The 14,511-nt window shown below is 41.0% G+C and carries 11 protein-coding genes; 5 read left to right on the top strand and 6 right to left on the bottom strand.

Going from position 1 to position 14,511, the window contains the following annotated elements; genetic code table 11:
* Positions 1–56: 56 nt before the first annotated feature.
* Entirely contained in the window at positions 57–605 is a 549-nt protein-coding gene (locus tag QM424_RS04960; protein ID WP_000403160.1) for an ECF-type riboflavin transporter substrate-binding protein, read from the bottom strand.
* An 18-nt stretch (positions 606–623) separates the two neighbouring features.
* A complete protein-coding gene (locus QM424_RS04955) occupies positions 624–1,472 on the bottom strand; it encodes an SAM hydrolase/SAM-dependent halogenase family protein (RefSeq protein WP_049497222.1) in 849 nt (282 codons plus the stop codon).
* A gap of 188 nt (positions 1,473–1,660) precedes the next feature.
* Here QM424_RS04955 and trkA point away from each other — a divergent pair, with 188 nt between their 5' ends.
* Both trkA and QM424_RS04945 read left to right on the top strand, forming a co-directional pair.
* Positions 1,661–3,010 carry a Trk system potassium transporter TrkA gene (gene trkA, locus QM424_RS04950; protein WP_000691701.1) on the top strand — a complete coding sequence of 450 codons (1,350 nt, stop codon included), beginning with the start codon at positions 1,661–1,663 and terminating at the stop codon, positions 3,008–3,010.
* A gap of 3 nt (positions 3,011–3,013) precedes the next feature.
* The gene (locus QM424_RS04945; RefSeq protein ID WP_414393337.1) at positions 3,014–4,453 is read left to right on the top strand and encodes a TrkH family potassium uptake protein; all 1,440 of its coding nucleotides are present in this window, start codon (positions 3,014–3,016) and stop codon (positions 4,451–4,453) included.
* Positions 4,454–4,751: 298 nt separating this feature from the next.
* Here QM424_RS04945 and pflB read toward each other — a convergent pair whose 3' ends face one another.
* Positions 4,752–7,076 (bottom strand): formate C-acetyltransferase, encoded by a 2,325-nt coding sequence (gene pflB, locus QM424_RS04940; RefSeq protein ID WP_000260631.1) that lies wholly within the window; start codon positions 7,074–7,076, stop codon positions 4,752–4,754.
* Between the two features lie 239 nt (positions 7,077–7,315).
* On the opposite strand from pflB, the gene dinB reads away from it, so the two are divergent.
* A complete protein-coding gene (gene dinB, locus QM424_RS04935) occupies positions 7,316–8,377 on the top strand; it encodes a DNA polymerase IV (protein ID WP_023945366.1) in 1,062 nt (353 codons plus the stop codon).
* 138 nt (positions 8,378–8,515) lie between these two features.
* Here dinB and QM424_RS04930 read toward each other — a convergent pair whose 3' ends face one another.
* Together QM424_RS04930 and QM424_RS04925 are read right to left on the bottom strand one after the other, a co-directional pair.
* Complete coding sequence (locus tag QM424_RS04930; protein ID WP_119943279.1) at positions 8,516–9,361, bottom strand: undecaprenyl-diphosphate phosphatase; 846 nt, start codon at positions 9,359–9,361, stop codon at positions 8,516–8,518.
* A 60-nt stretch (positions 9,362–9,421) separates the two neighbouring features.
* On the bottom strand, positions 9,422–11,311 hold the full coding sequence (locus tag QM424_RS04925; protein WP_414393334.1) for a DUF2207 family protein: 1,890 nt from the start codon (positions 11,309–11,311) through the stop codon (positions 9,422–9,424).
* Positions 11,312–11,449: 138 nt separating this feature from the next.
* Between QM424_RS04925 and QM424_RS04920 the strand changes: the two genes are divergently transcribed.
* Positions 11,450–13,015 carry an ABC transporter substrate-binding protein/permease gene (locus QM424_RS04920; RefSeq protein WP_414393332.1) on the top strand — a complete coding sequence of 522 codons (1,566 nt, stop codon included), beginning with the start codon at positions 11,450–11,452 and terminating at the stop codon, positions 13,013–13,015.
* Positions 13,015–13,755, top strand: coding sequence for an amino acid ABC transporter ATP-binding protein (locus QM424_RS04915; protein ID WP_077804354.1), 741 nt, complete (start codon positions 13,015–13,017; stop codon positions 13,753–13,755). Before QM424_RS04920 ends, QM424_RS04915 begins: the two co-directional genes overlap by 1 nt.
* Before the next feature lie 243 nt (positions 13,756–13,998).
* Here the strand turns inward: QM424_RS04915 and QM424_RS04910 are convergent, their stop codons facing one another.
* Positions 13,999–14,214 carry a capsule biosynthesis transcriptional regulator gene (locus QM424_RS04910; RefSeq protein WP_001130036.1) on the bottom strand — a complete coding sequence of 72 codons (216 nt, stop codon included), beginning with the start codon at positions 14,212–14,214 and terminating at the stop codon, positions 13,999–14,001.
* Positions 14,215–14,511 lie beyond the last annotated feature (297 nt).

Below are 14,511 nucleotides of genomic sequence, written 5' to 3'. Positions count from 1 at the left end.
TGCCTAACTAATCAATAAACAGCAAAAAGACTGGTTGCCCAGCCTTCCCCATCATTTTAATCCTTTTTCAAACTTCCTGCACGAGTTTGAGTTCCTGCATAGGCAAGCAAGAGAAGAGTTCCTGCAATAGCTACAGATACACCATTAGCAATTCCCGCAACAATTCCTTGTGCAAATACTTTTTCTGCAGCTTCTTGATAGATCACAACATCTCCAAGTGGTGCCAAGACACCCCAAACAAGGGCATTTGCAAGTAGTTGAATGAGGTTAAAAATGAGAATATCTTTCCAGTCAAAGACACCATTGATCACTCGAACGTACTTTCTAAATAGTCCCACAGCTAGACCAAAGAGCCCACTAGCGATAATCCAAGTCCACCACAGACCGTAACCAGCAAGAGAGTCCTTGATTGCATGACCAATCAACCCGACAAGCAAACCGATAATCGGGCCAAAAATAATAGAAAGTAGCGCTTGTACCGCATACTGAAGCTGGATGCTTGTATTTGGAACAGGGGTCGGAATATTGATCATCCCGATGACGACAAAGAGGGCAGCGCCAATTCCGACAGCAACAACTTGTTTAATTGTAAATTTGATTTCCATACTATTTATTCTCCTATTTTATCCTTCTATTTTCTTTATTTCAATGGTCCAAGATGAACCAACACCCACATTATAGGCCTTGGCAAAAGAACCTTGGTTGATAGCTAAACCTAAACGATAGAGAGAGTTGATGTAAAGGATGGGTTGCCCAATTCTCACATCTGCAAATGATTTGCCATAGACAACCTGATTTTGATAGACCAGCATATCTGCATGATAGATAGTCACTTCAAAACGGTCACCGAATGCTGGTTCCAGCTTGTAAAATTCTTCTCGCGTGATAGAGGTCCAGAGCGAACCAAAACGCACATCCAGAATATCAATGGCCCCCTTCACCAGATGATCTTCAATGATGGTCTCTACGACTGGAAGTTCCACAATCTGGTCCACACTGAGCTCTGGCCCTACTTCCTCAAAAGTAATGTGACCACTGGCCAGTTTAGCACCAGTATAGGCATAGACATCACGACCGTGGAAGGTATAAGAATGCTCTGTGTTTTGTCGTCTATTGGCCACCTCAGAAATTTCACGAATGGCTACAATGCCAACGTGTTTCTTGATAAAGGAAAGCGTCCCATTATCTGGCGTGACAATGTATTGATTTTTTGCAGTCTTGGCAACCACACTCTTACGTTTCGAGCCGACACCTGGATCGACAACCGATACAAAAGTCGTTCCCTCAGGCCAGTAATCCACCGTCTGAAAGAGACGATAGCTCCCCTCAAAAATATTATAAGGCGTGATATCGTGCGTCAAGTGATGGATTTTTAAGGTTGGAGACTCTTCTAAAGCCACTCCAATCATAGCCGATACCGCACCATCAACCAGACCAAAGTCTGATTGTAATACCAGTAAATTATTATTCATTTTATCTCCTTGTATATCCTTTATCATACCATATTTCAGAGAAAGGTGCTAATAGCTATTTCAATTGGTTAGGGTATAGTTTTACCTTATAGCAAATTTCCTACTAAAAACTCTGGTGATTAGCTAGTAGGTGCATTTTTTCTTGAAAAAAGGTATGATAGTTACATAATGAAGAAGTAGGTTTTATTATGAAAATTATCCTTGTCGGAGGGGGAAAAGTTGGTTCTGCCCTCTGTCGCTCCTTGGTTGCAGAAAAGCACGATGTTTTGCTGATTGAGCAAGACGAAGCTGTCCTCAATCATATTGTTAATCGCTTTGATATCATGGGTATCCTTGGTAACGGGGCCGATTTTACCATCCTTGAGCAAGCCAGTGTCCAGGATTGTGATATCTTTATCGCCCTGACTGAATACGATGAAGTCAACATGATTGCAGCCGTTCTAGCCAAAAAAATGGGAGCTAAAGAGACCATCGTTCGGGTGCGGAACCCTGAATATTCTAACTCTTATTTCAAGGAAAAGAATATTCTCGGTTTTTCTCTTATCGTTAATCCTGAGCTCTTGGCTGCCCGCGCTATTGCTAATATCATTGACTTCCCCAACGCCCTCTCTGTCGAACGTTTCTTTGGTGGACGGGTCAGCTTGATGGAATTCACTGTTAAATCCTCCAGTGGTCTTTGCCAAATGCCCATTTCTGATTTTCGGAAAAAATTTGGCAATGTCATTGTATGTGCGATAGAAAGAGATCATCAAATTATCATCCCAAGTGGTGACATGACCATACAGGATAAAGATAGAATCTTTGTCACTGGTAACCGTGTTGACATGATGCTTTTCCATAATTATTTCAAATCTCGTGCCGTGAAGAGCCTTCTTATTGTTGGAGCTGGTAGAATTGCCTATTATCTACTAGGTATCCTCAAAGACAGTCGTATCGATACAAAAGTCATTGAAATCAATCCCGAAATCGCCAGCTTCTTTAGCGAGAAATTCCCAAATCTCTACATCGTTCAAGGAGATGGTACCGCAAAAGATATCCTGCTGGAAGAAAGTGCTCAAAACTATGATGCCGTTGCGACTCTAACAGGAGTCGATGAGGAAAATCTGATTACCTCTATGTTTCTTGACAGGGTAGGTGTACAAAAAAATATCACCAAGGTCAATCGTACCAGTCTCCTCGAAATTATCAATGCGCCTGATTTTTCAAGTATCATCACCCCTAAAAGCATTGCCGTAGACACGATTATGCACTTTATTCGTGGTCGGGTTAATGCCCAGTATTCAGACCTTCAAGCCATGCACCATCTAGCAAATGGCCAAATCGAAACCCTGCAATTCCATATCAAGGAAGCTAATAAGATGACTGCCAAACCTCTTTCTCAACTGAAATTGAAAAAAGGGGTTCTTATTGCAGCTATCATTCGAAAGGGCAAGACTATTTTCCCAACTGGGGAGGATATGTTGGAAGTTGGAGACAAGCTCCTAGTAACAACTTTGTTGCCAAACATCACCAAGATTTATGACTTGATCGCGAGGTAAGAGATGAATAAAAGTATGATTCGTTACCTCCTTTCAAAGTTACTTTTGATTGAAGCTGTTCTCCTCTTGGTTCCTGTGGCTATCGCTGTCTATTACCACGAATCGAGCCAAGTCTTTACAGCCCTCTTTACAACGATTGGGCTTCTCGTATTACTAGGTGGTTCAGGAATTTTACAAAAACCAAAAAATCAACGGATTTACGCCAAGGAGGGAGTCTTGATTGTTGCCCTCTGTTGGATCTTTTGGTCCTTCTTTGGTGGTCTCCCCTTTGTCTTTGCTAGACAAATTCCCAGCGTTATAGATGCCTTTTTTGAGATCAGTTCTGGCTTTACAACTACTGGAGCAACTATTCTGAATGACGTTTCAGTTCTCAGCCGTTCCCTCCTCTTCTGGCGAAGTTTTACCCACTTGATTGGAGGGATGGGGGTGCTTGTTTTTGCGCTTGCTATTATGGATAATGCCAAGAATAGCCACCTAGAAGTGATGAAGGCTGAGGTTCCTGGCCCTGTTTTTGGCAAGGTTGTATCCAAACTAAAAAACACTGCCCAGATTCTCTATCTCCTTTATCTAGCTCTCTTCTCCCTCTTTGTCATCATCTATTATCTAGCTGGCATGCCCCTTTTTGATAGTTTTGTCATTGCCATGGGAACAGCGGGTACAGGAGGATTTACCGTCTATAACGACGGAATTGCCCACTATGGTAGCTCACTGATTACCTATCTGGTTAGTATCGGAGTTCTGGTTTTTGGGGTCAATTTCAACCTCTACTACTACCTCATGCTCCGTCGCGTCAAAGCCTTCTTTGGAGATGAAGAGCTTAGGGCTTACTTAGTCATCGTAATGATTTCTACAGGCTTGATTAGCCTTAATACCCTCTATCTCTACCCAGGATTTTCCAAGAGCTTTGAAATGGCCTTCTTCCAGGTTTCCAACATCATTACAACAACTGGTTTTGGATATGGAGACATTACCAACTGGCCCCTATTCTCCCAGTTTATCCTCCTCTTCCTCATGGGAATCGGTGGTTCTGCTGGTTCAACAGCAGGTGGACTCAAGATTATTCGAGGCCTCATCCTTTCAAAAATTGCTAAAAACCAGATTTTGTCAATCCTATCGCCCCACCGTGTTTTGACTCTCCATGTTAATAAAACGGTGATTGACAAAGATACCCAGCATAAGATTCTCAAGTACTTTGTCATCTATTCTATGATTTTGCTAGCGCTTATCTTTATTGTCAGCCTAGATAGCAATGATTTCCTAGTCGTTACCAGTGCTGTCTTTAGCTGTTTCAATAATATCGGACCTATTCTAGGAACCACTTCTAGCTTCTCAATCTTTAGTCCTATCTCAAAAATTCTCCTCTCCTTTGCAATGATTGCAGGGCGCTTGGAGATTTACCCAATCCTCCTTCTCTTTATGAAGAGAACCTGGTCCAAGAGATAAAATACAACCACACCTTGTTCCATACAAAGTGTGGTGTTTTTATTTCAGACCACCTCCTCAACTCAAGCAACTCTTTTTAAGCAAAGCGAGACACTTCAGAGAATGACTTAAAATATTTAATACTCAATGAAAATCAAGAGCAAACTAGGAAGCTAGTCGCAGGTTGCTCAAAGCACCGCTTTGAGGTTGCAAATAAAGCTGACGTGGTTTGAAGAGATTTTCGAAGAGTATAAGAACCCAAAAAACAACCCTCAGTCGACTGACCGAGGGTTCCTTATTTCATTATTCAAGAACTTGATTAGCTCAACGCATCCAAGGCATCATCCATTGAAAGAACTTCGTGGAAGACACGTTGTGTCAATTCAGTTTTTTGTTCTGGAGTGAGGTATTTAGTGTTTACACAGTATCCAGAGATACGTACGATAACGTCTTCACCTGACATGATCTTTTCGTAAACATCGTTCAAGTCCATAACGTTCAAGTTAACGTGTTGTCCACCGTTTTCGAAGTAACCATCAAGGATTGTTACCAAGTTATCAACTTGTTCGTCACGAGTCTTACCAAGAGCGCGAGGTGAAACTTGTGTAGTCAATGAGATACCATCAGCTGCATAACTAAAGTCAAGGCTAGAAAGTGAGTTCAAGTTTTGCAACCATCCACCTTTAGCTTTGTTAGATGGGTTAGCACCTGGTGAGAAGAATTCAAGTTTAGACAAGTTCACAGAACCATCTTCGTTGAGGTATACACCTTTGTGGACTGGTGAGTTACCAGTTTGTTTAGAGTAAGCAACGTTAGATGTGATTGTCAAAAGTGATACAGTAGCTTCTGCGTCTTTGTAAAGTTTGTGGCTACGTAGACGAGTTGTGTAAGCTTCGATCAACCATTCTGCCAATTCGTTTGAACGTGGGTCATCTTCACCCCAACGTGGGTATTCACCGATTGTTTCATAATCGTAGATATAGCCATTTTCATCACGGATTGGTTTAACTGTAGCGTATTTGATAGCTGACAATGTATCAACAGTGTTGGCAAATCCACAGATACCGAATCCCATGTTAGCACGTTGTTTAGTTGGCAAGAAGGCCATTTGAACAGCTTCGTAGTTGTACTTATCAGTCATGTAGTGGATGATGTTCAAAGCATCTACGTAAGTGTCAGTCAACCAGTCAAGAGATTTTTCAAAGTTAGCTTTAACTGATTCAAATTCAAGAACTTCGTCACGGATTGGTTCGATGTCAAATACTTTGTAGTCTTTGTGAACATCGTCGTAACCACCGTTCAAACCAGTAAGAAGGGCTTTCAATACGTTTACACGCGCACCGAAGTACTGGATGTTGTGGCGTTGTTCTTCATTTTCTGGGTCAAGCGGAGACACACAGCATGAGATACAGCTCATTTCACCATATCCGTCTTTAGCCATTGTTGTTACACCTTCATATTGGATAGAAGAGTGTTTGTGGCTCATGTGCATACAGTAGCGACGGAAGTTGTATGGCAATTTATCAGTCCAAAGAACTGTCAAGTTTGGTTCTGGTGAGTTACCGATGTTGTCAAGAGTGTTCAAGAAACGGTAGTCCATCTTAGTAACACGGTGACGACCGTCGTTACCCATACCAGCCATAGAAGTTGTGATGAAGGTTGGGTCACCTGAGTACAATTGGTCGTAAGCTTTTGTACGAGCAAATTTAACTGTACGAAGTTTCATAACGAAATCATCAACGAATTCTTGGATTTCTGATTCAGTAAATGTACCACGAGCAAGGTCACGTTCTGCAAAGATGTCCAATACGATTGGTACACGTCCAAGAGATGTAGCAGCACCGTTGATAACACGGCAGACAGACATGAAGGCGATGTTAACCCATTGGATCGCTTCTTTAACGTTCATCGCTGGTTTGCGAACATCAACTCCGTAAAGGTCACCCAAGCGAACAACTTGTTGCAATGCTTGGTATTGAAGGTTGATTTCTTCACGAAGACGGATTGTTTCTTCATCGATTTCCTCGATTGCATTCCAGTCGTTTACTTTTTCTTGCATCAAGTAGTCTGCACCGTAAAGAGCAAGACGTGCGTAAACACCGATGATACGTCCGCGTGAGTATGCATCTGGAAGACCAGTTACAGTGTGAGCGTGACGAGCGCGACGGATGTTTGAAGTGTAGGCACGGAAGATACCGTCGTTAACTGTTGTTACGTATTTAGTGAAGATTTCGTGAACAGCTGGGTCTGGTTCGTATCCATTTTCTTTCAAAGTAGTTTCAGCCATACGGATACCACCTTTTGGCATGAAGTTCAATTTGAAGAGTTCGTCATTTTGGATACCGAAGATAACTTCGTTTTCTTTGTCGATAAATCCAGCAGGGATATCAGCGATAGATGTTGGACGAGTGTCCATTGGGAAACGAGTTTCTTCGTAGTGTGCTTTAGTTTCTTCTACAATTTTTTTGATGTGAAGTGAACGTTCTGTTGGTCCAGCAAGGAAGCTTTCGTCTCCATCATAAGGTGTGTAGTTAGCTTGTACGAAGCGTGATACACTTGCTTTTTCTTTCCAATCTACGCCTTTGAAGCCTTCCCAAGCTTTGTCAAAAATATCTTGTGCTTCAACAACTGTCTTAACAACCATGTTAATGTCCTCTTTTTTCTTTCTAGTAACAACCATCTGTTACATTCATGAGACAAGTATACCATACAGTAATCGTTTTCAACAAGTGGTAAATCCCTATTTTTACACTTTCTTTTCTAAAACAGTCTGTGTTTTATCCCAAACTGTATTATATTTTTGAAAAAAATATACCCTTTTTTCCTTTTTTCAGAAAAAAGGGTATAATAAAAGAAAATAAGCTGTAAAAAGGGGGGCTAGGCATGTTGATTTTTCCTTTGTTAAATGATTTGTCAAGAAAAATCATCCATATTGACATGGATGCCTTTTTTGCTGCGGTAGAAATCAGGGATAATCCTAAACTCAGAGGAAAACCTGTCATTATCGGAAGCGACCCTCGGCAAACAGGTGGGCGGGGAGTCGTTTCTACCTGTAGCTATGAGGCTCGAGCTTTTGGTGTCCATTCAGCCATGAGTTCTAAAGAAGCCTATGAACGTTGCCCCCAGGCCGTCTTTATCTCAGGGAATTATGAAAAATACAAATCTGTGGGACTCCAGATTCGAGCTATTTTTAAGCGCTATACAGATTTGATTGAACCTATGAGTATTGACGAAGCCTATTTGGATGTAACAGAAAATAAACTCGGTATCAGGTCAGCGGTCAAAATCGCTCGCCTCATTCAAGAGGATATCTGGCAAGAACTCCATCTAACTGCTTCTGCTGGCGTTTCTTACAACAAATTCTTAGCTAAAATGGCCAGTGATTATCAAAAGCCACATGGTCTGACAGTGATTCTACCTGACCAGGCTGAGGATTTTCTCAAACAAATGGACATTTCCAAGTTTCATGGAGTAGGAAAAAAGACAGTAGAACGTCTTCATCAAATGGGAGTTTTTACTGGCGCTGACCTACTTGAAGTTCCTGAGGTGACCCTAATAGACCGTTTTGGTAGACTGGGTTATGACCTTTATCGAAAGGCACGTGGCATCCACAATTCCCCCGTCAAATCCAATCGCATCCGTAAATCAATTGGGAAGGAGAAAACCTATGGAAAGATTCTCCGTGCCGAGGAGGACATCAAAAAAGAGCTGACTCTCCTATCAGAAAGGGTCGCTCTCAATCTCAATCAGCAAGAAAAAGCTGGAAAAATTGTCATTTTGAAAATCCGCTACGAAGACTTTTCAACTCTTACTAAACGAAAAAGTCTTGCTCAAAAAACACAGGATGCTAGTCAGATAAGCCAAATAGCCCTACAACTCTATGAAGAATTAAGCGAGAAAGAAAGAGGTGTCCGCCTGCTAGGGATTACCGTGACTGGATTTTAATACTCAATGAAAATCAAAGAGCAAACTAGAAAGCTAGCCGCAGGCTGTACTTGAGTACGGCAAGGCGAAGCTGACGTGGTTTGAATTTGATTTTCGAAGAGTATAAAACCTTGAAGAGTTGCCCCTTCAAGGTTTTTCTTATACAAATAAACGGACAAAACTGTAAAGTAGCAAAACACTACCAAGCACGATGCGGTATTTACCAAAAAGGGTAAAATCGTGTTTTTTCACATAGCTGGTCAAAAAGCGAATAGCCACCATACTAACTGCAAAAGCGACTCCCATCGCAACCAAGAGCAAGAACAATTGCCCAAAGCTCAGGAGCTGTCCTGCTTTTACAAATTTGAAAATCTTTAAGGCGCTAGCTCCAAACATAACAGGAATCCCTAGATAGAAGGTAAATTCTGTCACAACAGAACGACTGGTTCCATTTAACAAACCACCGACAATCGTTGCCCCAGAACGGCTAGTCCCTGGTAAAAGAGCAAGAACTTGGAAGAGTCCGATATAGAAGGCTGTCGTATAAGGAAGCTTGTCCAACTCTGTTACACTTGGTTCGATAGCACGCGCCTTATTGCGCTTTTCCAAATAGATAAAGGCAATCCCGTAGATAATCAACATGAGAGCAACAGAAACCATGTTATGGAAGTGGGTATCAAACCAATCGTCAAATTTAAAGACACCAAGCAAAGGCAAGGTCGCAATCAAGACCTTCAACCACAGTCTCCAAGTCTTACGAACTTCCTGCTTGTCCTTAGTCGGTTTGAAAGGATTGAGCTTGTTAAAGTAAATGACCATAACCGCTAAAATCGCACCAAGCTGAATCACAACATTAAACATGGACATAAAAGATTCATTCTGATTTTGGTATTGGATAAACTCCTCTGCTAAAATCAAGTGACCTGTACTGGAAATCGGCAACCATTCCGTAATTCCTTCAACAATCCCGAAGAAGATAGATTTTAAAATTTCAATAAGATACATAGATTACTCCTTTTTCTATCTTCCATTATAGCATATTTTTTCAGTCTATGGCAGTTCTCTTTAAAAGGCACCGATACTTCCACCACCTCCGCCTCCAGAGAAGCCACCGCCAGAACTTCCACTTCCAGAAGATACAGAGTAGGTACTTGCTGTATTTGCAACGCTGGCATAATGGCTCATTTGCGCGCTTGAATGATAAAACATACTATGCCAGCCATAAGCTACATATAGATTGATATCTGGATTTTCCACTTGAATATGATGAACCTTCATCAAATGACTGACCTTGTCTGCATAACCAAACAAGGTCGCATAGACCAAGAGGCGATTCCAGACCACAATACTTTCCAATTCAGCCTGATCCAATCGTGCAATCTCACGCAACATATTTTCAAAACTGGTCCAGAGATAGTATACTTCTGCTCCTGCTTCATTTAGGACACCATCACGATTATCTAATCGAAGCTTCCAATAATAGAAAACAGCCAAAACCAAACCTAGAAAGCCAAGTATAGGCAAGGGGAGGAAAAGATAGCCATAAACATCCAAACTGTACAAGAACAAACCAAATCCGATAAATAGGGGTAGGATAGTAGAGAGTCCCATCCCCACTTGCAAGGCCTTTTCTCCACCATTCAAGGGACGATAATAATCCGGAAGCCCCCAGAAAGAAACTCGATTTCTCACCCCTTCTTGCATCTCTTTCAATACTTCTTCAAAAGAAGATTTGAGTTGAAGCCCTCTTGCTTGAATCCGTTTTTCATCAGAGACTTTTGCTCTACGATAAAGACTATCAGATACCTTGTAATCCGCAAACAAATTGGAAAGAGTTTCTTCTTTTTTGCCTGAAAAAACCAGATTTAGACAGTCTTTCTCAAAACTGGACAAACCATCTTCTTTTACTAGCCTCAAGCCAACTGCATCTCCTTCTGAAATGATAGAGACATTCCCACGGTCTATCACATCTAGCAAGGTAGCTTGAATAAGTTGGTCAAAGGTGAATTTTCCAGCTCCTTTAGTTAGAGGACTCACTTCCTCCAAGGAGGTCGAGTAGACTGCTTCTGATAAAACCATAGGCTCTAATTCCATTGGTGGTTCATAAAGACGATGATTTTTGGCATATTTGATCGAAGGAGTGGTCTTTCTTCTATAAATAAAATAAAAGCAAATACTCAATAACAAGGAGATGGAAAGTATCGAAGGAAACACCCACGTAACGAGTTGTTTACTTTGCTCTTTTTCTTTAACAATCGAGTCTTCTATCTTATTAAACTCTTCTAAACGATTCCCTTTCAATCCCTGATCCGTAGCATTAGCAAAATCGGTTCGAGGCCAGTAGGCATGCAATTCAACTCCACGCTTAGCTGGAAGATTGTCCAAACGAATAGTATAATCAAGATTACTCTTTTCAACCGTTCCCTCTCTAAAAAGTTTGCCTGTATGGAAAAAGAGTTTTTCAGCCCCCTTGTCTCCCCTTACATGAAATTCAAACTTTCCAATAGTCCCTGAACTATCTGTTAAAGGTTGCCAATTTAATTCAGCGATATCATCATAAAGGAAAAGCAAATTCTTTAAGTTCCAAACGAGGTCAACTTCAACTGTGTCGCCTTCTTGACCTGGATTATAAACTTTAACAGTATAACCATCTGCTCCTTCTATCACTTCGCTAGTAACGTCTGCTAGTTCAGCACCATTTTTCGCAGCCTGAACCTTTGGATGAGGATCAATGTCAAATCCACTAGGCATCTTGCCAGCACGTCCAAGTCCTACGATTTGGCCCTTAAAGTCCTCCTCAAACTGATAAACTATCTTTTGTCTAAATTCTGCTGTATTGTCTGCATGAATATACAAATCCCCTTGGTAAGAGTTTATCTTGAAATCAATGGCAAAAACAGAGAGTGGAAGAAAGCAAAACAAGCCTAACACCAGTAAGAAAAAAGTTTTTTTCATCAACTAAGCCCCCTTTTTATCTTTGCTATCATTATATCATTTTTTCTCAAGTAAGGGCTTACCTATATTGAAAAATAGAGTTTTTTTCGATAAAATAGGAGACAGTTATTTTTTAATAGATTAGAAATAGGAGAAATCATGAGAAAAATATACTTATCTATTTTCACAAGTCTCTTGCTGATGCTGGGACTTGTCAATGTTGCCCAAGCCGATGAATATTTACGCATCGGGATGGAAGCAGCATATGCTCCCTTTAACTGGACTCAGGATGATGATAGCAATGGGGCTGTCAAAATCGATGGGACTAACCAGTATGCTAACGGATACGATGTTCAAATCGCCAAGAAAATCGCTAAGGACTTAGGTAAAGAACCTTTAGTTGTTAAAACAAAGTGGGAAGGTCTAGTCCCTGCCCTTACTTCTGGTAAGATTGACATGATTATCGCAGGTATGAGTCCAACTGCCGAACGCAAACAAGAAATTGCCTTTTCAAGCAGTTACTACACTAGCGAACCAGTTTTGCTTGTCAAAAAAGATTCTGCCTATGCAAATGCCAAATCTTTGGAGGACTTTAACGGTGCCAAAATCACTTCTCAACAAGGTGTCTACCTTTATGACTTGATTGCACAAATCACAGGTGCTAAAAAAGAAACAGCTATGGGAGACTTCGCTCAAATGCGCCAAGCTCTTGAGGCTGGTGTCATCGATGCTTATGTTTCTGAACGCCCAGAAGCTCTGACTGCTGAAGCTGCTAACTCTAAGTTTAAGATGGTCCAAGTAGAACCAGGTTTCAAGACTGGGGAAGAAGATACAGCTATCGCCATCGGACTTCGTAAAGATGACAATCGTATTAGCCAAATCAATGCCAGCATTGAAACTATTTCAAAAGATGACCAAGTTGCCTTGATGGATCGTATGATCAAGGAACAACCTGCCGAAGCTACAACAACTGAAGAGACTAGCAGTAATTTCTTTAGCCAAGTCGCTAAAATTCTTTCTGAAAACTGGCAACAACTCTTGCGTGGTGCTGGTATCACTCTTTTAATCTCTATCGTCGGAACCATCATAGGTCTCATTATCGGTCTTGCCATTGGTGTTTTCCGTACTGCTCCCCTCTCTGAAAATAAAGCTATCTACGGCCTACAAAAACTAGTCGGCTGGATTCTCAACGTCTACATTGAAATTTTCCGTGGTACGCCAATGATTGTTCAATCAATGGTTATCTACTATGGAACTGCCCAAGCTTTCGGGATCAACCTTGACCGTACACTGGCTGCTATCTTCATCGTTTCAATCAATACCGGTGCCTACATGACTGAAATCGTCCGTGGTGGTATCCTAGCAGTTGATAAGGGACAATTTGAAGCTGCGACTGCTCTTGGTATGACTCATAACCAAACCATGCGTAAGATTGTCCTACCTCAGGTAGTCCGTAACATCCTACCAGCAACTGGTAATGAATTTGTCATCAATATCAAAGATACATCTGTATTGAACGTTATCTCTGTTGTCGAACTTTATTTCTCAGGAAATACAGTGGCAACGCAAACCTATCAATACTTCCAGACATTTACAATCATCGCCGTGATTTACTTTGTCCTCACCTTCACCGTAACACGTATCCTACGCTTCATCGAACGCCGCATGGACATGGATACCTATACTACAGGTGCTAACCAAATGCAAACGGAGGATTTGAAATAATGACACAAGCAATCCTTGAAATTAAACACCTCAAAAAATCCTATGGCCAAAACGAAGTGCTAAAAGACATTTCACTCACTGTCCACAAGGGAGAGGTCATCTCTATCATCGGAAGCTCTGGAAGCGGGAAATCGACCTTCCTACGCTCCATTAACCTACTTGAAACGCCAACTGATGGACAAATTCTTTATCATGGACAAAACGTCCTCGAAAAAGGCTATGACCTCACGCAATACCGTGAAAAACTAGGGATGGTGTTCCAATCCTTTAACCTCTTTGAAAATCTTAACGTACTTGAAAACACAATTGTCGCTCAGACGACTGTCCTTAAACGCGAACGTACAGAAGCTGAAAAGATCGCCAAAGAAAACCTTGAAAAGGTCGGCATGGGAGAACGCTACTGGCAAGCAAAACCGAAACAACTCTCAGGTGGTCAAAAACAACGTGTGGCCATCGCTCGTGCCCTTTCAATGAATCCTGACGCTATTCTCTTTGATGAACCAACATCAGCTCTCGATCCAGAAATGGTTGGAGAGGTCCTCAAAATCATGCAAGATCTGGCTCAGGAAGGCTTGACTATGATTGTCGTAACCCATGAAATGGAATTCGCCCGTGATGTCTCTCACCGTGTTATCTTTATGGATAAGGGTGTGATTGCTGAAAAAGGCAAACCAGAAGACCTCTTCACCAATCCTAAAGAAGACCGTACAAAAGAATTCCTTCAACGCTATCTCAAATAAAAAGAAAAGGCTGCATCAATCGTGCAGTCTTTTTGCTGTTCTCATACTCTTCGAAAATCTCTTCAAACCAAGTCAGCTTCGCCTTGCCGTAGGTATATGTTACTGACTCTGTCAGTCTTATTTACAACCTCAAAGCAGTGCTTTGAGCAGCCTGCGGCTAGCTTCCTAGTTTGCTCTTTGATTTTCATTGAGTATCAAAATGAAAAGGCAGACCTTATTCAAGAATCCGCCATTATCCAAAGATTAATCTTCAAATTTTTCATGATTTTTTTCATAGAAATCAATTAAACCTAGAGCTGTTTCAAATGAAATATTTTTTACTTTTGCACGACCCTGCGCTAGAGCAATGATAGACATTTCACGCGCATTCGTTTCTTTAGAGATACGGTAGCCTGTGATTTTCTTATCACGAACCCAGCCAACAACTGATTCTACTTTTTCAAAGTTTGACTTAGCCATGTTCTTCTCCTATTTTCTTCTTTACGTTATATTATTGTATACGTTTTTATGTCTTTTGTCAATAAAAAAACATATATTCAATAAAATAAATGATTCAGAATCTTCTTACTTCCTTTTTAAAGCCGATAATATATAGGTTTTTGCTTACTATAACCCATTAGTAAGCTCCTAAAGAATAATTGTATTATTAAACTTTAAACTTGTAAAAATATTCATGTATACTGAATACCAGTTTCTCAATAGGATAGACAGGATTTACTATTTCATTCTATATATTCCTTTTAAATCAACAAGTCC

This window comes from Streptococcus mitis, assembly GCF_047464945.1.
GTDB classification, from domain to species: Bacteria; Bacillota; Bacilli; order Lactobacillales; family Streptococcaceae; genus Streptococcus; species Streptococcus mitis_EA.
The sequence above is the reverse complement of the archived record's forward strand: the minus strand, read 5'-3'. Positions and strand labels throughout refer to the sequence as shown.

Excerpts from the sequence above, each read along its gene's own strand:
- dinB (WP_023945366.1), top strand. The coding sequence starts at position 7,316 with ATGTTGATTTTTCCTTTGTTAAATGATTTGTCAAGAAAAATCATCCAT.
- QM424_RS04925 (WP_414393334.1), bottom strand. The coding sequence starts at position 11,311 with ATGAAAAAAACTTTTTTCTTACTGGTGTTAGGCTTGTTTTGCTTTCTT.
- QM424_RS04920 (WP_414393332.1), top strand. The coding sequence starts at position 11,450 with ATGAGAAAAATATACTTATCTATTTTCACAAGTCTCTTGCTGATGCTG.
- QM424_RS04910 (WP_001130036.1), bottom strand. The coding sequence starts at position 14,214 with ATGGCTAAGTCAAACTTTGAAAAAGTAGAATCAGTTGTTGGCTGGGTT.
- trkA (WP_000691701.1), top strand. The coding sequence starts at position 1,661 with ATGAAAATTATCCTTGTCGGAGGGGGAAAAGTTGGTTCTGCCCTCTGT.
- QM424_RS04915 (WP_077804354.1), top strand. The coding sequence starts at position 13,015 with ATGACACAAGCAATCCTTGAAATTAAACACCTCAAAAAATCCTATGGC.
- QM424_RS04960 (WP_000403160.1), bottom strand. The coding sequence starts at position 605 with ATGGAAATCAAATTTACAATTAAACAAGTTGTTGCTGTCGGAATTGGC.
- QM424_RS04955 (WP_049497222.1), bottom strand. The coding sequence starts at position 1,472 with ATGAATAATAATTTACTGGTATTACAATCAGACTTTGGTCTGGTTGAT.
- QM424_RS04930 (WP_119943279.1), bottom strand. The coding sequence starts at position 9,361 with ATGTATCTTATTGAAATTTTAAAATCTATCTTCTTCGGGATTGTTGAA.
- pflB (WP_000260631.1), bottom strand. The coding sequence starts at position 7,076 with ATGGTTGTTAAGACAGTTGTTGAAGCACAAGATATTTTTGACAAAGCT.
- QM424_RS04945 (WP_414393337.1), top strand. The coding sequence starts at position 3,014 with ATGAATAAAAGTATGATTCGTTACCTCCTTTCAAAGTTACTTTTGATT.